Source organism: Ruegeria sp. BE9, from assembly GCF_056538765.1.
The window spans coordinates 1-21,630 of the sequence record NZ_JBQFTS010000005.1; the positions used below are offsets into that span (position 1 = coordinate 1).

General features: G+C 54.7%; 16 protein-coding genes. 5 read left to right on the forward strand and 11 right to left on the reverse strand.

The annotated features are described in order from the left end of the window. Positions 1-235: 235 nt before the first annotated feature. The 3 genes from ACR0EO_RS14280 to ACR0EO_RS14290 all read right to left on the reverse strand — a co-directional run bounded on the left by ACR0EO_RS14280 (position 236) and on the right by ACR0EO_RS14290 (position 4,636). A complete protein-coding gene (locus tag ACR0EO_RS14280; protein ID WP_480691031.1) occupies positions 236-1,045 on the reverse strand; it encodes a crotonase/enoyl-CoA hydratase family protein in 810 nt (269 codons plus the stop codon). Positions 1,046-1,155: 110 nt separating this feature from the next. Further along, positions 1,156-2,811 (reverse strand): BCCT family transporter, encoded by a 1,656-nt coding sequence (locus ACR0EO_RS14285; protein ID WP_480691033.1) that lies wholly within the window; start codon positions 2,809-2,811, stop codon positions 1,156-1,158. 748 nt (positions 2,812-3,559) lie between these two features. Then, the gene (locus ACR0EO_RS14290) at positions 3,560-4,636 is read right to left on the reverse strand and encodes a LacI family DNA-binding transcriptional regulator (protein ID WP_480691035.1); all 1,077 of its coding nucleotides are present in this window, start codon (positions 4,634-4,636) and stop codon (positions 3,560-3,562) included. 43 nt (positions 4,637-4,679) lie between these two features. Between ACR0EO_RS14290 and ACR0EO_RS14295 the strand changes: the two genes are divergently transcribed. The 4 genes from ACR0EO_RS14295 (at position 4,680) to ACR0EO_RS14310 (ending at position 10,647) form a co-directional block, all read left to right on the forward strand. Beyond that, entirely contained in the window at positions 4,680-7,001 is a 2,322-nt protein-coding gene (locus ACR0EO_RS14295; protein ID WP_480691037.1) for a DUF1989 domain-containing protein, read from the forward strand. 35 nt (positions 7,002-7,036) lie between these two features. Next, the gene (locus tag ACR0EO_RS14300) at positions 7,037-8,005 is read left to right on the forward strand and encodes an ABC transporter substrate-binding protein (protein ID WP_480691039.1); all 969 of its coding nucleotides are present in this window, start codon (positions 7,037-7,039) and stop codon (positions 8,003-8,005) included. A gap of 64 nt (positions 8,006-8,069) precedes the next feature. Then, a complete protein-coding gene (locus ACR0EO_RS14305) occupies positions 8,070-9,119 on the forward strand; it encodes a quaternary amine ABC transporter ATP-binding protein (RefSeq protein WP_480691041.1) in 1,050 nt (349 codons plus the stop codon). A gap of 10 nt (positions 9,120-9,129) precedes the next feature. Further along, the gene (locus tag ACR0EO_RS14310; RefSeq protein WP_480691043.1) at positions 9,130-10,647 is read left to right on the forward strand and encodes an ABC transporter permease; all 1,518 of its coding nucleotides are present in this window, start codon (positions 9,130-9,132) and stop codon (positions 10,645-10,647) included. Between the two features lie 66 nt (positions 10,648-10,713). Here ACR0EO_RS14310 and ACR0EO_RS14315 read toward each other — a convergent pair whose 3' ends face one another. The 8 genes from ACR0EO_RS14315 to ACR0EO_RS14350 form a co-directional block, all read right to left on the reverse strand. After that, complete coding sequence (locus ACR0EO_RS14315; protein ID WP_480691045.1) at positions 10,714-12,207, reverse strand: mannitol dehydrogenase family protein; 1,494 nt, start codon at positions 12,205-12,207, stop codon at positions 10,714-10,716. Beyond that, a complete protein-coding gene (locus ACR0EO_RS14320; RefSeq protein WP_480691047.1) occupies positions 12,207-12,980 on the reverse strand; it encodes an L-iditol 2-dehydrogenase in 774 nt (257 codons plus the stop codon). Before ACR0EO_RS14320 ends, ACR0EO_RS14315 begins: the two co-directional genes overlap by 1 nt. Beyond that, positions 12,977-13,981, reverse strand: a complete 1,005-nt coding sequence (locus ACR0EO_RS14325) for an ABC transporter ATP-binding protein (RefSeq protein WP_480691049.1) — start codon at positions 13,979-13,981, stop codon at positions 12,977-12,979. The genes ACR0EO_RS14320 and ACR0EO_RS14325 overlap by 4 nt, the downstream gene beginning before the upstream one ends. Positions 13,982-13,993: 12 nt before the next feature. Next, positions 13,994-14,824: a carbohydrate ABC transporter permease gene (locus tag ACR0EO_RS14330; protein WP_480691051.1), complete on the reverse strand. Its 831-nt coding sequence runs from the start codon at positions 14,822-14,824 to the stop codon at positions 13,994-13,996. Between the two features lie 12 nt (positions 14,825-14,836). Next, the gene (locus ACR0EO_RS14335) at positions 14,837-15,703 is read right to left on the reverse strand and encodes a carbohydrate ABC transporter permease (protein WP_480691053.1); all 867 of its coding nucleotides are present in this window, start codon (positions 15,701-15,703) and stop codon (positions 14,837-14,839) included. Positions 15,704-15,810: 107 nt separating this feature from the next. After that, entirely contained in the window at positions 15,811-17,115 is a 1,305-nt protein-coding gene (locus ACR0EO_RS14340; protein WP_480691055.1) for an ABC transporter substrate-binding protein, read from the reverse strand. A gap of 95 nt (positions 17,116-17,210) precedes the next feature. Next, entirely contained in the window at positions 17,211-18,236 is a 1,026-nt protein-coding gene (locus tag ACR0EO_RS14345) for a LacI family DNA-binding transcriptional regulator (protein WP_480691057.1), read from the reverse strand. Positions 18,237-18,650: 414 nt separating this feature from the next. After that, positions 18,651-20,246, reverse strand: coding sequence for a GMC family oxidoreductase (locus ACR0EO_RS14350; protein ID WP_480691059.1), 1,596 nt, complete (start codon positions 20,244-20,246; stop codon positions 18,651-18,653). Positions 20,247-20,355: 109 nt separating this feature from the next. Here ACR0EO_RS14350 and ACR0EO_RS14355 point away from each other — a divergent pair, with 109 nt between their 5' ends. Beyond that, the gene (locus tag ACR0EO_RS14355) at positions 20,356-21,594 is read left to right on the forward strand and encodes a TRAP transporter substrate-binding protein (RefSeq protein WP_170429646.1); all 1,239 of its coding nucleotides are present in this window, start codon (positions 20,356-20,358) and stop codon (positions 21,592-21,594) included. Positions 21,595-21,630: the final 36 nt, after the last annotated feature.

Sequence of the window (21,630 nt, forward strand, 5' to 3'; positions counted from 1 at the left end):
TCAAAGCAGTTTCCTCGAACCACCACCCAGAAATCCAATGACTAATGAAACCAACTGTTATAAACAAAATTAATATGAAACCCATCTCTGATGCCAAGCGTACAATTTTCTTTTAAAAACAGAAGTTTTTAGTGGTTTAAGAGCAATCAAAAAGTGGGGATGTGGCCGGACGAGGCCCGCTTTGCCCAAGCACCAAGTATCTTATTTGTCCGGCCAAGTTACCCTAGAGCAGAATTTACTCCGAGTTAGGGCGAATTCGCGCTGCAGTTTTGTTCCCAAATGCCTCAAGCCGTGCTCGTGCATCCGGTTGTGTGTTTACGACACCGGCAACAACTGATTCTGCGTAGGCCGCGTCCAGCGGTGACATGTTCTGCATGTGGCTGATGGCAGAGCAGATCGCGAAATTGGTTAGTGGAAGGTTCTCAGCCGCACGTCGCGCCAGCTCCAGTGCTTTGTCGAAACTGGAACCTTCGACTTTGTATTGTGCAAGACCGATATCGATCGCCTCCTGCCCTTGATAGACGCGGCCAGTCAGCATCATGTCGATCATTAGCGCCTTGCCAATCAAATCCGCCACTCGAATGGTTGCACCACCTCCGGTAAATAGCCCACGCTGGCCTTCAGGCAGCGCGAAATAAGTCGAAGCGTCCGCAACACGGATATGGGCCGCACTGGCCAGTTCAAGCCCGCCACCCACAACGGCTCCGGTAAGGGCGGCGATGATCGGTACACCGCCATATTCCATCTTGTTGAACGCTTCGTGCCACCGCAGGCATACATGCATGAAGTCCGCAGGGCTGCGGTCTTCATTATGGTGTTCAACCAGATCTAGGCCGGCGCAGAAATGGTTTCCTTCGCCGGTCAGGACAATAGCAGAAGCTCCAAGGCGCGGCGCGCTGGTGAATAGCTCCACCAGTTCATCAATCGTGGCAAGATCCAGTGCATTTCGCTTTTGTGGTCGGTTCAGCCGGACGACCCAGACCCCGTCGTCATGGCATTCGACACTCAGGTTTTTCAGAGTTTGTAGTTGGTCTCGTGTCAGCATTGAGGCCTCAAGTCAGAAGATTGTTGGGCCGTGTCGAAAATTGTTTTCGATTTGACGGCCAGAGACAATGATGGCGGACATTGCCCATGCCCGCCATCGTTTTTCTTAGTTTATTCTGCAGGTTCGGCAGTGTGAACGCTGGTGACGCCCATTTTCTCACGTTGCCCGTCGCGTATGATGCCCTTGATCAGCGCAATGCCCATCAACGCCATCACAACGCTGAACGGTAGTGCACCGATTACCATCGCTGTCTGGATTGCACCCAATCCGCCGATGATCAGCAATGCGCCTACCACCAGAGCCAGTGCTGCGCCCCAGAACAGGATGTGTGGGCGACCTTTAGGGCCTTCGTCACCACCTGAGTTGATGGTGTTGACGATAAGAACTGCACTGTCAGCTGTCGTGACTAGGTATGTCAGCAGTAGCACAACTACGATTACGGCCATGATCCATGCAAACCCGCTGGACAGAATGACGTCCAACATGGCGAAAAGCTGCGCTTGCTGGCCCGCACCAGTGATTGCATCACCAGCAGTTCCATCCAGTGTCAGATCGATCGCGGTACCACCGACCAGCGTAAACCAGATAAAGCACATCATTGACGGAACAATGATCGCGCCCAGAACGTACTCCCGTACGGTGCGGCCGCGCGAAACACGGGCAAGAAACACGCCGACGAACGGTGCAAAGGCGATCCACCAAGCCCAGTAGAATACCGACCAACCGCCTTGCCAGCTTGCCAATGCGTCACCTGTTTCGGTGCCGTCAGCACGCCAAACATTGAACAGCATACCTGGAAGCGCGACGATGTAGTCATAAAGGCCAATAAACAACGCCTGAATGCCAAAGACTGCAGAGCCGAAGATCAGGAAGAACGCCAGCAGGAAGAAGCTGAGGCCCATATTGATGTTCGACAGCCATTTAATGCCTTTGCCAACACCGGACAGAGCCGACAGGGTCGATGCGCCCATAATAACCATCAGAGCAACAACAATAGCCGCTGTGGTGGCTTTGCCGTCCTCGTTCAGAAGCCAATCGCCCACGCCAATCCGGTGAATCCCGGCTACAAACTGTTCGACTCCAAATCCAAGCGTTTGTGCGACACCGAGAACAGTCGCCACAACGGCTACGATGTCCACGGCATGACCGAGGCCACCCGAAAGGCGATTGCCGAACAGAGGCGTCAGGCCCGAACGGATCGTCAGCGGCAGGTTGCGGCGGTAGGAAAAATAACCAAGTGACAAGCCCACCAGAGCATAGCAAGCCCAAGCCGAGAAACCCCAGTGCAGGAAAGACCACTTGTAGGCAAAGCGTACGTTTCCAGCGGTTGAGCCTTCGACGATGCCCTGAATGGTCTCGGGGTTTTTGGCAAAGTGGTACATCGGTTCAGCGGTTGCAAAGGTCAGCATGCCGATGCCGATCCCTGCTCCAAACATCATCGAGAACCAGGAAAAGCTGGAGAACTCGGGCTTGTCATCTGGTAAGCCTAACTTCAATCGACCGGTGGAAGGGATCAACGCCAGAACCACACAGACAATTATGAAAAAGGCCACGACCCAAGTGTACCAGGATGCGAAATTCGCCAGCAGGAAGCTGTTCATCGCGCCCAGTACTGTTGAGGCGTTTTCAGGAAACGCGATGGCCCAGAATATCAGTGCGCCAACAAGGATCTTCGAAGCGATCGTGACGTCTTTGCTAAAGCCGTCATAAAATCCGCCTTCCGAAACCTTGATGGGAAGATCCATCATTGGGGGTTCCTTAGACATTTGTTTCTCCTCCAGTCTAAACATGTGTGCTCAGCATTTTGCGCTGAGGTGATAGGGTGCCATCTCAGCGCAGCGCGCCGCGTTTGGTTGTTTGGGGTGTTCTTGAGAAGGTTCCGGCCCTAGGGACGTTGAGTGTTTTTTGCTGAGGGGGCCCGGAGTTCCTTTTGTCGCGGTTTTTCCTCTCCAAGGACGCGTTTCAGTTGCTCTAGGGCCTTTGCTTGTTTTCCAGTCGTCACCGGAAGTCGTGACGCGATGCCTTCGAGAAGTCAGCTGACTACCCGATCCTTCGCGAAGCCATTGGGGCTTCGAAAGGGGAGCTCTTGATCGGCTCCAAGTATTGGTTCTCGGGGAATCCTCAGTAACGTGAAGCGTTCGCAACACATTCAAAAATTTTACAACCTTCGTAGACAAGCAGTTCCTCCCAAACTCCGGTGTCTGGGTTTTGCGTAATAAACGAGTTTTTTGCTATTCAGTATGCGGAAAATTCTGAGATTAGGATTGAAAAATTTTATGCAAATAATCAGCGAATTCGGCTAATTTCAGCAAGCTGGCGCATCAACAGATCTGTTTTGAAACGGGTTCTTGGAAAGGTCGCAATAAGGAAAAACCCGGGAATTTTTTACCCGTTGAAACGGCCTTGCCTTCTAACTTGCCTGAGTGATTTCTTTGGCCAATTCTCGTCACTTCGATCTCCTTATGATCCGAAAATTGAAGCCTAATAGATGCAACACCGCTGACGCAGTTTTGCCTATAGTTTTTTAGTGGAGCTTCTAACGACGAGGTTTGCGTTGAGTTTCTCCGCTGTTGGCACTTTCTGATTTGTCACCCAATCGGCCAGTGCGATTGCTGCACGTTCGCCCATCTGAGTAACTGGCAGATGCACGCTTGTCAGGGGGGGGACTGCGACTGCCGAGCTGGGCAAATCATCTATCCCTATCATCGAAATCTGATCAGGAACGGCGATCTTTTGCGCCTGAAGGCCAAATAGAACTCCTAGGGCAACGACATCAGATAGACAAAGAACAGCGTCCGGCAGTCGGGCTTGGCTGCAAACCTTTCTTGCAGCGTCTGCGCCGCCTCGGTGACTGATTTCCGTTTCGAAGGTGGATAGCTCTCCGTCGAAGGGCGCCGCCTTTAGGCCAGCAAGGCGCGCGCGTGTACGGTCATTGTCTCGGACTGGACCGTGGACGACTGCAATGCGCTGATGGCCCAATTCTATAAGATGTTGCAGGGCCAACTGTGCGGCCGCCGCATTGTCATATCCAATAGTAGGAAGCGGGTTTGCAGGGTCATAAAATGAGGTGATGATCGTAGGTAGCATGGTTCGATCAATCAAATCGTGAAGCGCCGGATTGTGATCTGCGCCAGTAATGATCAGTCCTTCGGCGCCGATATCCACCAAGCTTTTTGCTTTTTCAGCCTCAATACCCGGATCTGATTCAGTTGTAGCCACGATCAGGGATAACTGTTGCTCGGACAGCTTCCGCTCTAATGCGGCAAGGAAACGGGCGAAGATTGCGTTATCCAGAGTTGGGATCAGAGCGCCTACAAATCGAGTGCGCCCGGAATTAATTGCGCGCGCTGCGGCACTAGGGACGAATTTTAGCTCCGCAATTGCGGCCTGAACTTTATCCAACGTGTCCTTTTTCACAACGCCGGGCTCATTCAAAACCCGCGAGACCGTCGCGACTGAGACCCCCGCGGCCTTCGCTACATCTCTGAGATTTGCACGTTTTTTAGGCTCAGGGGCTTTTTGTGTCACCGGCTTTAGCGTCCGTTTTTGCTGTTCTGTTACGAAAGAGTTGACATATGTAACTAGTTTCATCAACCTCTGTAACTAGTTACATTAGAGAGAATCTGACGTCGCCATGCATGGATCATCGGTTTTACATGCGTTCACCAACACCGGGTTTGATAGCCCAGGACGCCGATTTCCGGGCTTCCCAAAGAATACCGGCGTACAAACGCATATACTGTCCGCACGCCAGGCGGCTCAGTTGACCATGTTGCCGGGGGACCTGTTGTCTCTGGAAGGTGCCGCCCTAGGGCAAACAGTGGATTTGGTGGTGTTCAGCGATGATGGGCATGCCGATCCCAAAGCCTTGGGCTTGTCTGCTAACGGGCAGGTCGATTGTGCTGGCTTTGACAGTGGCCGTTTTGAGGGGTGGATCGAAGCTCAGGGCGGAAGCACACCAGTTCCGTGCCATAGGATTGATCGGGTCACTGATCCATTGATTCTGTCTGCTGATCGTAAAGTCACCGTTTGGGCTATTCGACCAGTGGCCATTGAGGGTTTGATCTCGGGTGCGAACAACGCAGATGTAACAGTCCGCCACAAACCAGCTGATTTGGGTAACGTGCATCTGCCCCCTTTATTGGGCGATACGCGGGACGAATTTACCGTGCCGCGGGGCAGCGCAATTGCGTATGAACTTAAGGCAGGGGAATTTGTTCAGATCATTGATGTCGAAGGGCAGCAATGTTCCGATTTCATGGCGCTACGGGCTGATGGGTTGGCCCGTGGGGACGAGTGGATGATTGACTCGACCGCAACCCGGTCAATGGTGCGGCGCGCTTATCCCGGACCCGGATTACTGGACAAATTTTTCGACCGTGAGATGCGGCCACTGCTGAATGTCGTGCAGGACACATGTGGACGGCATGATACGTTTGGGCTGGCCTGCACGGCGCGCGGGTATGAGGACCGGGGCTTTCCAGGTCATCTGAATTGCTCCGACAATATGTCTAACGCTTTGGCTCCTTACGGCGTGGCGCGACGAGCGGCATGGCCTGCAATAAATTTCTTTTGGAATACATGGATCGACCCAGCGACCCATCACATCCTGACCGAAGAATCCCATTCGCGCCCCAGCGACTATGTTGCCATGCGCGCGCTTGAAGACCTGGTCTGCGTTTCGACCGCCTGCCCGGACGACATCGACCCCATAAATGGCTGGAACCCGACAGATGTGCATGTGCGCATCTACCGCCCCGAAACGCCAATCCGCCGCGCGGTTGCCTATCGTGAAAAGGAAGATGCCCCGATGTCTATCAGTCAGGAATCTGCGTTTCATGATCGTATTGCCCCGCTGACCCAGCATTTTGCCCCGGCGAGGGATTTGTGGGCGCCGGTCAGCTATCCGGCGCATGGTACCTTGGGGGAATACTGGGCGTGCAGGCAGGCAGTGACAGTCCAAGACATGAGCGGGCTGCGCAAATTCGATGTCGTTGGTCCGGACGCCGAGGCGTTGCTGCAACTTGCCACCACGCGCAATGTTGCGAAATTACCTGTTTGGCGCGGGTCTTACACTCTCATGTGTGACGAGAGTGGTTCTGTTATTGATGACGGTACTTTGTTCCGATTGGCGCCAGAGATTTTTCGCTGGTGCTGTGGGTCTGAAGAAAGTGGCCGCGTGTTGCAGACTCTGGCTGACGAACGTGGCCTGCAAGTCCGAGTGCATGCTTTGCGTGACGCGATGCCGAACTTGGCCATTCAGGGGCCAAAGTCTCGTGATCTGTTGCGCAAGATTGCTTTTACGCAACCTCATGTGCCTGCACTGGACCACATGAAATGGTTTGGCGTCACCGTTGCGCGGCTTCGCGACCGGGAAGGCACCCCCTTTATGCTGTCGCGTTCAGGGTACACAGGTGAGTTGGGATACGAAGTATTCTGCTCCAAGTCAGATGCCGTCGCGATTTGGGATGCGGTCATGGAGGCGGGCGAAGAGTTCGGGATCACTCCAATGGGCTCGGCGGCACTGGATATTATTAGGATCGAAGCAGGTTTGGCAGCCGCCAACGCCGAATTCGCGCCCGGCGTCGACGCCCTTGAGGCCGGACTTGGCTTTGCCGTTGATCTGACCAAGCCTGATTTCTCGGGAAAGGCGGCCCTTGAGCGTAACGCGCGCGATCCTCGCAGAGTGCTCAAAGGGTTACTCATCGGTTGTGATGACGTGCCAGCCCATGGTGCCCCCGTTTTTTCAGGTGAACGGCAAGTGGGCGTTGTCACCTCTGCCACTCGCTCACCCGTGCTGGAACACGCAGTCGCCATGACGCGTCTGTCTGTCGAAAATGCTGAAAACGGAACGCGGCTGGAGGTCGGTCAACTTGACGGACGGATGAAACGACTGGGGGCCACCGTCTCGGACATTCCATTCATAGACCCGCAACGCAAGCGGGCCCGCGCGTGATCGCGCATGTAACTCAACGCAACGGGAGAATAATAATGAAGAAATTGAGTCTAACAGTAACACTGTCCCTGGCTTTGACTGCAACAACAGCGATGGCGCAGGAAAAGGTCATGGTCGGCGAACCCAGTTGGCCAGGCGCCAAGATCATGAGCCGAGTTATCGGTCAAGTTATCGAAACGCGTTTGGGTGGCGAGGTTGGCTATGCCCCTGGTGCCAACGCAGTCATCTTTGCCGCCATGGATGGCGGACGCGGAGATATCGATGTGCACCCGGATGTCTGGTTGCCGAACCAGTCCTCATTTACCGATGAATATGTGGATCAAAAGGCAACTGTGGCGTTGTCATCCGGGAGCTACGAAGGCCGCGCCGGGATTTGCGTGCCGAACTACATGGTCGAAGATCACAATATCCGTTCCATTTACGACTTGGCCACACCAATGGCGCAGGAACTGTTCGATTCAGACGGCGACGGGATGGGCGAAGTCTGGGTCGGTGCGTCTGGCTGGGCCTCGACCAACACTTTTAAAGTACGGGTGCGTGACTACGGGATTGAAACATTCCTAACTCCGACGACCGAAGATGAGACCGTGTTCTATTCACGCCTAAAGGATCAGATTGATCAAAAGAAAGGGGCGGCTTTCTACTGCTATGCGCCGCACTACGTGCATGCGCTCTATGACGTGACCATTCTGGAAGAGCCTGAGCACGATGCGGCGACGTATAAGATGGTGCAGCCCGATCAGGATGCCGATTGGTTCAACAAGTCCCATGTCAGCACAGGTGAGCCGGTGAAAACTGTCACCGTGGCGCACTCAAAGTCGTTGGAGCAGCGCAACCCTGCGGCAGCATCGTTCCTTGCTAACATCAATATGGACGCAGGTCAGCTGAGCGGCCTGACCTACGAAGTCGTCGTCAAAGGGCGCGATACGGATGAGGTCGTGGCGGAATGGATCGCAGCCAATGGTGAGACGGTCGATGGCTGGCTGGGTCTGACCACCAACTGAAACGGATGCGCCTCCGTAAGTTTCGGGGGCGCTACATAACACGATCAACAGCGGTGGGGCCAGTATGACAGCAGATATCGCAATTGATGCAAAAGGCGTATGGAAAGTGTTCGGCGCGCGCTCGCAGGAAGCGCTCAATGCGATACACAATGAAGGTCTGAGCAAGGCCGAAGTGTTGGACCGGTTCAACTGTGTCGTTGGGGTGGCTGATGCCAGTTTTGAAATCGAGCGGGGTGAATTGTTCTGCGTGATGGGTCTGTCAGGTTCCGGAAAATCGACGCTTGTCCGCCATGTGAACAGACTGCTCGAACCGACCGACGGCCATATCTACTTGGATGGCGATGACGTTATGGGCCTGAACGATGAAGGGCTGCGTGATCTGCGTAACCGCAGGGTCGCGATGGTGTTTCAGAATTTTGGCCTGATGCCGCACAGAACCGTGCGCGACAACGTCGCGATGCCTTTGGAAATCCGTGGAACCGGCAAGGCGCGCCGCTGGGAAGAGGCAGACCGGGTTCTCGAACTGGTTGAACTGAGCGGTTGGGAAGACAAATACGCGCATGAGCTTTCGGGCGGGATGCAACAGCGCGTTGGACTAGCGCGAGCAATCGCTGCCGACCCGGAAATCCTGTTGATGGACGAGCCGTTCTCGGCGTTGGACCCATTGATCCGCAAGCAATTGCAGGATCAGTTTATGGATCTCAGTCACAAGCTGAACAAGACTACGATGTTCATCACGCACGATCTTGATGAAGCCATTCGCATTGGTCACCGGATCGCGATCATGAAAGACGGGCGTATCGTTCAGATTGGCACCCCAGAAGAAATCATCCTGAACCCGGCAGATGACTATGTTGCTGACTTCGTCGCCGGGATTTCCAAGCTCAATATGATCTTTGCACACGCAGTCATGAAACCGGTGGAAGAGTTCGAAGCGCGCCACGGTGAAGTGCCCGAGGATGCAAAGGAAGCGCACCCTGACATGGACCTGTCTGACCTGATGAACCTGTGCGTGGACGGTCACGGGGTCGTTGCCGTTACGCAGGACGGCAAGACAGTTGGGGTGATCAACCGTGCGGGGTTGATCCGCGCCATTCAGGACAGTCAGGCTTAAGGGGGCGGATATGAAACATGTAGACGTTAATCAAATCAAACCCGAAACAGCCGACCGTTTGAATGGTTTGATCGGGGAATTTGTGGGGCAAGGTCAGGACTACTATCAAAAGACCTTTGCTTACATGATGCAGGCGCCCGGCTATCGGTTCACGCTGAACAAGGCGGCGGCGGTTCTGGGGCCAATCTGGTTCGGCGCGCGTGGGCTTTGGGCTTGGTTTCTTGGCTTTCTGGTGCTTGAGACACTGGCCTATATCCAGATTGGGCTGGGCTTGTTTGGTGACCTAGGTCGAGAGTTTCGGGAGCGAGCCGAGCAGATCGAGCAGACGTTGGAGCTGCGGCGGCAACAAATTGCTGCAGCGGAACAATCTGGCGCGGCCTCTCTGGATTCCTTGAAACGAGCAGCAGAGTCGCTGGAAGGCGCTTTGGCTGGTGCTCAAGATGCCGCCAACAGTGCGGATTCCACGGGTCTGACTTATCTGGCAATCGGGGTCGTTCTTTTGCTGGCGGTTAAATTCCTGGCTGCTTCGCTGGCCAACTGGACGTTGGAAGGGCAGTTCGCGCGCTGGCGCTCGGACCAAAGCGTTGCACATGGTTGGTCCATGTCCCGGATGATCGTCGCATCTGCATTGACGGGTGTGGTGGTTGTTCTCTCAATGATCAAATTTGCGCAGCCCGATGCGTTGGCCGTTTTAAAGACATTCCCAACTAATCGCGACTGGCGCTTGAACGTGGGTGACGGTGTTCAAGCCGTGTTTGAATGGACCAAGACTGCAGGGCGTGGTTTCTTCGATGGGCTGACCTATGGGATGCGCACCCTTTTGGATTGGATTGAGGTGGTCCTGGTCGATACCCCCTGGCCGGTGGTTGCGCTTGTGATCATAATGCTGGCCTATTTGTCCGCCGGAGCGCGCGTCGCGATATTCACCGGTGCGGCTTTGGCCTATCTTGGTCTGCTGGATTTCTGGGAAAAGGCAATGACTACGATTGCCTTACTAGGGGCCGCAGCGTTGATTTCGATCACATTGGGTATTCCGTTGGGTATCTATTGTGCCCGTCGTCCACGCGCCTTTGCTATCGTGCGGCCGATACTAGATTTCATGCAATCAATGCCATCGTTTGTCTATTTGATCCCAGTGGTGGCTTTCATCGGTTCGGGTAAGCCAGCGGGCGTGGTTGCGACGATGATCTTTGGTAGCCCGCCGGTTATCCGGTTTACCGTTTTGGGTTTGCAACAAGTACCCGAAACAGTGCGCGAAGCTGCGCTCGCCTTTGGGGCGACACCGCGATACCTGCTGTGGCGTGTAGACTTACCGTTGGCACACAAAACTATCATGGCAGGTGTAAACCAAACCATTCTGATGTCGCTTGCGATGGTTGTCGTTGCCTCGCTGATCGGAGCCAAGGGTTTGGGCGAAGATGTTCTGGAGGCGCTTCAGTACGCGGCTGCAGGGCAGGGGATCTTGGCTGGTCTGGCGATCCTGTTCTGCGCGCTTATTCTGGATCGTATCGTGGCGGGCAAGAAATAGGTGTGAACACATCAGTTTGATCACCCGCAATCGCTTAGAGGCGGGTGATCATTTCTTTCCAACGATTTAGGCTACATAGTCTGAGATGACGGCCCGGCTTCCAAGCTGCCAAAGCTTGTTCAGACATGTTGTGAATGTTTCCGCAAAGCGTGTGTCTTGACCGAGGTCTCCATAGTACTGTTCTTGCTGGATCCAAAGCATGGGATTTGCTTTGGCCGCTAGCGCAGTGGTACGCAACTCTGTCCACTTGGGGTCATTTGCATCAATTTCAGAACCATCCTCACGAAGGCCTGCGCACATCCGGCACCAAAAGGCTTCGGCCAGCGCCAAACCTGTTACCGAGGATCCGTCTGAACAAGCGTCGCGAAGCGAGGGAAGCAAGAAGCCCGGGTGCCGCGAGGATCCGTCAAAGGCGACACGGCGGGTCGTGTCATGAATGGCAGTGTTCGCAAAGCGCGTCTCGACCAGTTTAAGGTAATCTGTCGGGGTCGTTCCTGGTACGGCTGAGACGTAAGGCAGAATTTCTTCTGTTTGAACTTTTCTGAAAAACGCAGAGATATCAGCGTCCTGCATGCAATCAGCAATGGTTGGGATGTTGAGGACTTCTCCAACATTTGCCAGTAGCTGGTGACCGCCGTTCAGAATACGAAGTTTCATCGTTTCATAGCTGTGAACGTCTTGGGTGAGTGTAACTCCGACCTTTTCTAACGGGGGTCGTCCTGAGCAGAAATTGTCTTCAATCACCCATTGGCGAAAATTCTCGTGTGAGACCGGAGCACTGTCTTCGATCCCTAGCGCACGGCTTTGAGAGATCACTTGGTCCGTTGTCGCGGGTACAATGCAGTCTACCATTGAGTTCGGGAACGCACCGTGCAGGTCGATCCAGTCTGCCAGTTCAGGGTCGGCCATCCGCGCCAGACCAACAACGCAGTTGCGAAGGATCGTTCCGTTACCTTGCAGGTTATCGCAACTGAGCGCAGTAAAGGGTTCAAAACCCTCTGTCTTGCGTTTCCCAAGTGCGGCAACAAGGGCGCCAAAGACCGTTTTGGGCTTATCCGGGTTTAGCGCATCGTGGCGGATATCTTCGTGGTCGATGTTGAAGGCACCGGTGTTGGCATCCAGATAATACCCGCCTTCAGTAACCGTCAGCGAAACAATCCGGATGTCTGGGTCTGTCATCTTCTGGATTAGTGCTGTGTTGCCCGGTCCGATCGGCAAGTAATCGATCATTGGGCCGATAACTTCGCCAGATATGCCCGTTGGGTCCAGCTCGATCAGCGTTGTCAGACAGTCCTGCGCCAACAGCCTTTCTCGCATGTCAGCGTCATAGCTTCGCACACCGGCACCGATTATCGCCCAGTCCAACGCCTGACCCTGTTGCATCAGTTGGTGAATGTACCAAGCTTGATGCGCACGGTGAAAGTTGCCAAGCCCGATATGGACGATGCCCGGTTTTAGGTCCGCGAAATTGTAGGTCGGAGTCCTTACGGTTTCTGGCAAGTTGGCAAGGTTGTCGCGCCGTAGCTGCTCCAGTGGGTTTGTGTTCGACAGAGGATTCATCAGCTCATCCAATTCCCGCCGTCTACATTGTAGGTTTGTGCAACGATGTATTGGGCGTCGTCAGATGCCAGAAACACCGCCATTCCGGTCAAGTCCTCGGCCCGGCCCATCCGGCCATATGGGACGGCTGCTGCTACTTCGCGTTTCTTTTGGCCGGGTGCTTTGCCTTCGTGCTTTGCAAAAAAAGCATCGACGCCGTCCCAGTGTTCACCATCTACGACGCCTGGAGCGATCGCGTTCACGTTGATCCCATGCGAAATCAGGTTCAGCCCCGCCGATTGAGTCAACGAAATGATCGCTGCCTTGCTGGCGCAGTAGACTGCAACCAGCGGCTCACCTCTTCGCCCTGCTTGCGAGGCCATATTGATGATCCGGCCCTTGGTGCCGTGTTCAATCATGTGGCGTGCTACGGCTTGCATTGTGAACAACGCGCCCGAAACGTTGATATCAAAGACGCGGTTGAAGTCCGCGCGCTCTATCTCGACGATTGGAGCAGCAGTGAAGATGGCCGCATTGTTGATCAGAATGTCGATGGGTCCAAAGTGTGAGGATGTACGCGTGACGGCATCATCAATGCTCTGTTGATTGGTGACATCCATTTCGACAGCGATGGCACTATCGCCGATCTCAGTCGCAGCGTTCTGCGCCCGCTGTATGTCAATGTCGGCGATGGCGACACGCGCGCCTTCTGCAACATAAGCCTTGGCAAAGGCCAATCCGATGCCCCGCGCGGCCCCAGTGATCAGGGCGGTTTTGCCGGCCAAGCGTGTCATTCGATCCGCAAACCTTTTGCGTCAAACCGATGGATGACATCTGCCCGTGGGGTCAGGTGAATGCGATCCCCGTGGCGAAAGCCAACTTCGCCATCTGCGCGGACGGTGATCGTTTCTGCCAACCCGGTTTCGTGGACGTGAAAAAAAGTGTCCGAGCCAAGGTGTTCAGAGACACTGACGACCCCGGACCATTCACCTTCGGTTTCGGATACGGCGATATGCTCAGGTCGAATGCCGAGGGTCTGAGCGCCATGTTTTGCGGCCTCTTCGCCTTCGATGAAGTTCATTTTCGGTGAGCCAATGAATCCCGCGACAAAAAGATTGCGCGGCGTTCGGTAAAGCTCGAGCGGGCTACCGACCTGCTCGATCACACCAGCCTGTAAAACGACGATCTTGTCGGCCATTGTCATGGCTTCGACCTGATCATGAGTCACGTAGATCATCGTGGTCGCCAAACGTTCGTGCAACTCGCTGATCTCCAAGCGCATGCCCACGCGCAGGGCGGCGTCGAGGTTGGACAGTGGTTCGTCGAACAGAAACGCCGCGGGTTCCCGAACAATAGCGCGCCCGATGGCGACGCGCTGTCGCTGACCGCCAGACAATTGTCCTGGGCGACGATCGAGATAGTCGGACAGGTTCAAGACACTTGCCGCCCCTTCGACACGCTTGTCGATCTCGGCCTGGTCTAGCTTTGCCATACGCAGCGGAAACGCGATGTTCTTGCGCACGGTCATATGCGGGTAGAGCGCGTAAGACTGGAACACCATAGCCAGACCGCGTTTCGCGGGCGGCACATCCGTGGCGTCGGCCCCGTCAATGTCGATGGATCCTGAAGTGATATCCTCGAGCCCAGCAATCAGGCGTAGCAGCGTGGACTTACCGCATCCAGATGGGCCGACGAAGACAGTAAACTCGCCATCCTCGATGGTCAGATCCAGCGGTGGAATGACCTCTACGTCGCCGAAGCTTTTGGTCACTGACTTGAGTTGAATACGTCCCATAAGTCGTCTTCCTTATTTCACAGCGCCGAAGGTCAGGCCGCGGACAAGTTGTTTCTGGCTGAACCAGCCAAGGATCAGGATTGGCGCAATCGCCATGGTTGAAGCCGCGCTGAGCTTTGCAAAGAACAGGCCCTCGGGGCTGGAATAGCTGGCGATGAACGCAGTCAGTGGTGCAGCATCAACTGCCGTCAGGTTGAGCGTCCAAAACGCCTCGTTCCACGCGAGGATGAAGTTCAGCAGTACGGTCGAAGCGATACCCGGGATGGCCATGGGCGTTAGGACATAGAGGATTTCCTCTTTCAGCGTCGCACCGTCCATCCTTGCAGCTTCCAGAATTTCCCCCGGGATTTCACGGAAATAGGTGTAGAGCATCCAGACGATGATCGGCAGGTTGATCAGCATGAGAACGACAACCAGCCCTCCTCGTGTGTCCAGCAGACCTAGCCGGATGAACAGCAGATAGATTGGGTAGAGAACACCAACGGCAGGCAGCATTTTGGTAGACAGCATCCACAGCAGGATGTCTTTGGTCCTCTTGGACGGTACGAAAGCCATCGCCCATGCCGCCGGTACGGCGATTATAACCCCAAGAATGGTTGATCCACCTGCGATGATGACCGAATTCCAAAGGAACCGCATGTAATCTGAGCGTTCCTGCACGATGGCGTAGTTTTCCAACGTCCAGTCAAAGTTCAGGAAAATCGGCGGGCTGGCGATTGCCTGTGCTTCGGTTTTGAAGCTGGTTAGGATGGTCCAAAGGATCGGGAAAAAGATCAGCAGACCTACGGCCCAGGCAAGAGCAGTATTCAGCGATTTACGGCGGGGTGTGACGGCGCGGGCCATGGTCGTTCCTCCTCACGCGTCCAGGTTTTTGCCGACGATGCGCATCAGGAAGATCGCAACAATATTGGCAAGGATGATTGCGTAGACACCTCCGGCTGATCCAAGGCCAACGTTTTGGCTCTCCAGCACGCGCTGGAAGATCAGGTAGGTGAGTGTACGGGTGCCGAATGCGCCGCCGGTGGTGACAAAAATCTCGGCGAATATCGACAGCAAAAAGATCGTCTGGATCAAGATGACGATGGTTATCGCGCGGCTCAGGTGCGGCAGGATGATGTGATAGAAGCGCTTCAGCACTGGGGCGCCGTCCATTTCGGCCGCTTCCAACTGCTCACTGTCCAGTGACTGGATTGCGGTCAGCAGGATCAGCGTCGCAAAGGGCAACCACTGCCAAGACACGATCATGATGATCGAAGTCATCGACGCCTCGGATAACCATGAGATCGGTTCGGCCCCGAAAAAACGCCACAGATGCGCCAGAAGGCCGTTCACCGGATCCATGAACATGTTCTTCCAAACCAGCGCGGATACAGTGGGCATGACAAAGAAGGGCGCAATCACGAGGATGCGGACAATACCTTGCCCCCACATCGGTTGGTCCAGCAGCATCGCCAGTAGGATGCCCAGGACAACCGTGATCACCAGAACTCCGCCAACGATAACCAGCGTCGCCTGAACGGCAGGCCAAAACGAACTGGACGAGACAAATCGGACGTAGTTGTCGAAGCCGACCCAGCCCAGGTCGCCGCCGCGCAATGGTAGGTATTTCTTAAAGGAGAAATACAGTGTCATCGTCAGTGGCACGAGCATCCAGCCAAGCAGCAGGACCACAGCGGGTGCCATCATCAGGCGCGCAACGGATCGGGAATGTTGGGTTGCCATGACGCAAGACCTCTCTGTTCAGGCGATTACCAGCCTGCGAGAAAAACGTGGGTTGTGGAAGTGGGGAGCGGGGGGCAGAAGGCTGCCCGCCCGCCGGGGAGGATGCCTCAGTACCCTGCGGCTTCCATTTCTTCGGCGGTAAATGCCTGGGCTTTTTCCAGCGCTTCTTCTACCGACTGCTGTCCGGCATAAACGGCCGAGAACTCCTGGCTAACTTGCGTAGCTATCCCTGCAAATTCCGGGATCGCGACGAATTGGATGCCGGTGTAGGGCGTTGGCTGAGCACAGCAGTTCTGTGGATCGGCCATAAGGATCGACTCCAACGTCATCTTAGCGAAGGGGACTTCCTTGTAATTGTCGTTCTCGTACAACGAGGTCCGCGCACCCGGAGGCACGTTCGCCCAGCCTTCGTTTTCGGCCACCAACTCGATGTAGTCCTTGGACGTTGCCCATTCGATGAACTGTTTGGCTGCGTCTTCCTGTTGCGTCCCCGCAGGGATGGCCAGTGCCCATGCCCACAACCAGTTTGCACGCTTGTCGACGCCTTCAGAATTGGGCGCCAGTGCGAAGCCTACTTTGTCCGCAACGGTCGAGTCATCGGGGTTAGTCACGAAAGACGCCGCGACAGTGGCGTCGATCCACATTCCGCATTTGCCTTGCTGGAACAGCGACAGGTTTTCATTAAAGCCGTTGGTGGCATAACCCGCCGGTCCGGATTCATTCATCATGTCGACAAAGAACGTAAGAGCTTCTTTCCACTCAGGTTGATCGAACTGAGGTTTCCAGTCCTCATCGAACCAGCGTGCGCCAAACGAGTTTGCCGTAACGGTGATGAAGGCACCGCCTTCGCCCCAACCGGCCTTGCCGCGCAGGCAAATACCGTTGATGTCGTTGTCACGATCCGTCATCGCAGAAGCGGCTTCGCGAATAAACTGCCAAGTCGGTGCTTCCGGCATTTCCAGACCGGCCTTCTCCATCAGATCAGTGCGATACATGATCATCGAGCTTTCGCCGTAGAAAGGCGCCGCATAAAGTGTCCCTTCGTGGCTCAGGCCGCCGGCCATTGCGGGCAGGATGTCGGCAACGTCATATTCTGCTGACATTCCATCCAGCGGCACCAGCCAACCGTTTGCGCCCCAGATGGGCGTCTCATACATGCCGATGGTCATGATATCGAATTGACCGCCCTTGGTCGTGATGTCGGTGGTCACGCGCTGACGCAGAACGTTTTCTTCCAGCGTAACCCATTCGACGTCGATGCCAGTCGCTTCGGTGAATTTGTCGGTGTAGCCCTGCATCCGGATCATGTCGCCGTTGTTTACAGTGGCGATTGTTATGGATTGCGCGTGGGCTGCTGCCGTGGCGGCGAAAGTCAGCGCAGTCGCCGCACGAAGTGCGTGCTTCAGATACATCCCTGTCCTCCCTGAGCTTGGATGTCGTACAGAGAGGGTAAGTCGTAAATTATCGCGCCGTCAATAAAAACTTTACGCGCGTTAAAAAACTTTGGTCATGCAGAGTCCCTTAAAACCAGCCGGGCAGGAAAAAGTGTCTCTGTCCGGTTTTCGAATTTCCCACCGTTTTCAATGAGTTCGAACAAGGTTTCGACACTGCGGCTGGCCACGTTGTCATAGTCATGTGCAGCCGTTGTCAAAGACGGGCACGTAAACTTTGCGAAAGGATGATCGTCATTAGAGGCCACGCGCAGGGTGCAATCGTCTTTACGACCTACCCGAATCCCCTGTTCGTAACAGGCGGCGAGAAAGCCAATCGCCAGTCGGTCATTGCTGCACAATACCGAGTCTGTCCTCAGACCACGTTCTTCCAGAACCTTTAGCGCACCCTTGTGACCGATTTCCTCGAAGGCCCAGCCCTTACCGTCGACTTTGATGATATGGGGTTCAAACCCGAGACGCTCCATGACTTCAACGTAAGCCTTTCTTCGTTTGTTCGCGTTTGGGTTTGCCGGTGTACGCATTTCGAAGAACGAGGGCGGTTCGCCTGTACGGGTCATGTATTCGACGGTTTGCGAAACAAAGCTGAAATTATCCGAGCCGATGAAGGCCGCACCCAAACCATCAAGGTTACTGTCGAATAGAACAGTTGGCACATTGGCACAGAATTTCTCGATCTTGGCTCTGTCCGAGGTGCGGCCCAAAGGAGCGAGAAGCACTCCAGCAGGCTTCATGGATTGCAGGCCGTCCAAAATTTCGTTTTCCAGTTTTGGTTCGCCATGCGAGCTGAACAAAGACGGTCGATACCCGGCCGCAATGCAGCTTTGTTCAAGATAGCGGGCGATTTCGGCGAAGAAGGGGTCGGCCAAATAGGGTACAACAATGCCGATGTTTTTGGTGAGTTTACGGTTCTGGTTCACCGCATAGATATTCGGGCGATAGTCAAACCGCTCGAGCGCTTCTTCAATACGAGCTCGTGTGGTGGGGCGAACACTATCTGGATCCTGAAAGTACTTGGAAACCGTGGGTCGCGAGATCCCGCTCAGGGCCGCGAACTCTTCCATGTTTTTTATTTTGGTCATGCCAGTCTGCCTGCGGATTCTCACCGCCTTGATCTTATCATAGCTTTACATATTCTTTGCGCGCGCCAAAAAAGCAATAGCTAGCCGGATGCTTGTCGCTGATCGAGTGCACCGGCCGGTTCCAGGCCACCATGTATATGCCTTCGCGCATACATTAATTGATCGTAGGTTTCAGAAGGCTGCGATGTTGAACAGCGCGCGGCTAATTGCCTGTGTAGACGGGCAAATTGGATTGTCTTTGGGGGAAGCTGTTGACTTGGCCGCTTCGGTCAGTGGGGATCGTTTGAGATTTTTAGTTCAGTGGTCGAGGTCGTGGTATTTCGCTTTGCGGATGCCGCAAAATGCTTCGGCGGCACAATAGACATTCTGCCTGAACGTTTTCGAAGGCGGTCAGCGCGGTCGACTGAGTGATGGCTAGGTCTTCTCTGAAATCAGGTCGCTTGCCTTTTCACCGATCATGATCGCCGGAGCATTCGTGTTGCCGCTGACGATCTCTGGCATGATCGAGCAATCCGCGACCCTTAGGTTCTCAATTCCGTGAACTTTCAATTTGGAATCTACCACCGATGCGGACGAACTGCCCATCGCGCAAGTACCCGTTGGGTGATAGATAGACGTGGAATTTGACCTAGCCCAGTCCAACGTACCTTGGTAATCGTCGCAATTCAGTTTAGCTGTCGGCCGGAATTCCTCAGAGATTTTGGATGCCAGTGGATTTTGGCGGGCAATCTTGCGAGCAATGTTTACACCGTCAACTATGGTTCGGCAGTCCGTCTCGGTGGACAAGTAATTCGGGACTATTTTGACGTGTTTTGATGGGTCTGGTCCGTCCAGCCTCAATTCACCCCGGCTTTCAGGTCGCAGCTGGCAGACCGACATCGTAAAGGCCGAAAACGGATGGACGCCTTCGCCGGGGCTATCAGCCGACCAAGGTTGAACATGAAACTGAATGTCGGGGGTTTCCACGTCAGGCCGGGTCTTCATGAAGCCGGTTGCAAGGCTCGCCGCCATTGTCATGGGGCCGGCGCGGAACAGTGCATATTTTAGGGCTATTCGCGCCTGGTTGAACAGGCTCCGGACCTCGTCATTCAGCGTCGGTTCGTTGCATTTAAATACAAGGCGGGCCTGCAAATGATCCTGTAATGCTTTGCCGACACCCGGTAGCGAATGTAGCGGTTCGACGCCGTTATCCTTTAGATGATCCGGATCGCCTATCCCCGAAAGCATCAGAATTTGAGGGGAGTTGATCGCGCCACCTGATAGAATAATCTCACGCCGGACTTTCAGGGTTTTTTCGACACCCGAACGATCTCGGTAAGTTAAGCCAGTAGCTTTCTTACCCTCTAGAATCACCCGCGTTACCAAAGCGTTGGTAATGATGTTCAGATTTTGCCGTGAGCGGGCGGGATTAAGGTAAGCTACTGCCGCGCTACACCGACGACCGTTTCGGGTCGTCAACTGGAAGTATCCCACACCCTCTTGTTCGGCCCCGTTGTAATCGGGGTTGAACGGATAGCCCGCAGCTTGTGCCGCTGCGACCCATGCATCGCAAATGGGGCGTTGAATGCGCATATTCGATACAGACAGGGGGCCGCCAACGCCGTGGAATTCATCCTCACCACGCTCCTGATCTTCGCTTCTCTTGAACAGGGGAAGCACGTCTTCCCAGCCCCAGCCGTCGTTGCCCATCTGACGCCAGCGATCATAGTCTTCCTTTTGACCTCGCACGTATAGCAGACCATTCAACGAGGACGAGCCGCCTAGAACCTTTCCGCGTGGCCAGTCGATGGATCGCCCGTTCAATCCCGGATCAGGTTCGGTCCGATAACACCAGTCGACTGATGGATTGTGCATGGTTTTGAAGTACCCGACCGGGATGTGAATCCACGGGTTCGTGTCGCGCCCACCTGCCTCTAGAAGAGCTACAGTTGTGTCTGGGTTGGAGCTCAGACGATTGGCAATGACACAGCCGGAAGACCCCGCGCCAACAACCGCATAATCCACCTCCATAACTGTCTCCTCTCAGCGTTGTTGAAAAAAACCCTATGCAAGTTGATCGAATTATACTAGCCTTTTTTGATACAAAACGTCTCAATAATTGCGATCAGGGAGGTAAGCAATGGAGATCGGTCGGAAACTAAGTGGTATCTCACGGAGGGATTTCTTTCGTGTAGCCGGACGCTATGGCATGAGTTCGACTCTGCTTGCGGCAGGAGGCTTCGGTGGTGCAATGAGCCTCGCGAATCTGGCGCAGGCTGCCGAATCCACCTATGAAAAGCGTTTTTCCAAAGAACCCAAACACACGTTGAAATTCGGTGCCTCGGGCTTCAATACCCGTAACCTGCTGATCGAACGTGCCGGCGCCATCGAGTTTGCGCGTGACCTGGAAGAGCGGACAGACGGAGAGATCCGCATCGAGTTCATCGGAGACAACCAGATTTGCGGGCAGTTGAGTTGTGTCGAGAAAACTCAGCAGGGAATCGTCGACATCTATGCAGCCTCGACACAGAACTCGGCGGGCGGCGCACCGTATCTGAACGTTCTCGACTATGCTTATATGTTCCCCAGCCGCGCGGCCCAGTATCACTTCTTCTACAGCCCGGCGAGCCAGCGCATATTGCGCGATCCACTTGAGAAGCGGCACGGGCTAAAGTTCCTTTTCACACATTGTGAATTGCGTGGCCTACAGATGGGTTCGACCTTTGCTGACAAGCCAACTGTGACCAAACTGGAAGAGCTGTTTGGTACTAAAAACCGCGTGACGGGCACGCAGCTTGGCCGTATCGCAATGCAGTTGCTGAACTTGAATCCTGTTCCGGTGGCTTGGGAAGAAACGCTGGATGCACTGAAAACGGGTTTGATTGACGGGGCTGAAACATGGGCCTCGGCCGTGGCTTACGCCAATATGGCGCCAGTCGTGTCGCAGTCAGTCAACCTGAAGTTCTTCTGCGGTACTGAACACACGTCGATGTCTGCCAAAGTCTTTGATGGGCTAGGTGGTGAGCTGCAGGATGCGGTTATGGAATCCTCCTACTTCACTCAGGCTTTGATACAGGGTGCAAACGAGGCCGCATTGTTGAACACGGTTGGGTTCTCTGAGCCCCAGTTGCCCAACACGATCTTTGCCGAAAATGGTGTGCGCCCGGCCTTCCTGCCGGATGATCAGATCAAGCTGGCCGAAGAGATGTGCGCTCCGAACTACAATCCTGAGCCTTGGGCGCAGTGGCGCGAACGCCTAAACAAGTGGGCGGGTGGCATCGATACCTATCAGGAAATCTATGACATCGCGCGCGAAATTCCGGCGGATACGTTGCCGGAGAATGTTGAGCCTCGCCGTTGGTGGATGGGCCAAGCTTAATAGACTTGCAGAACCGGCCTTACAAAAGGCCGGTTC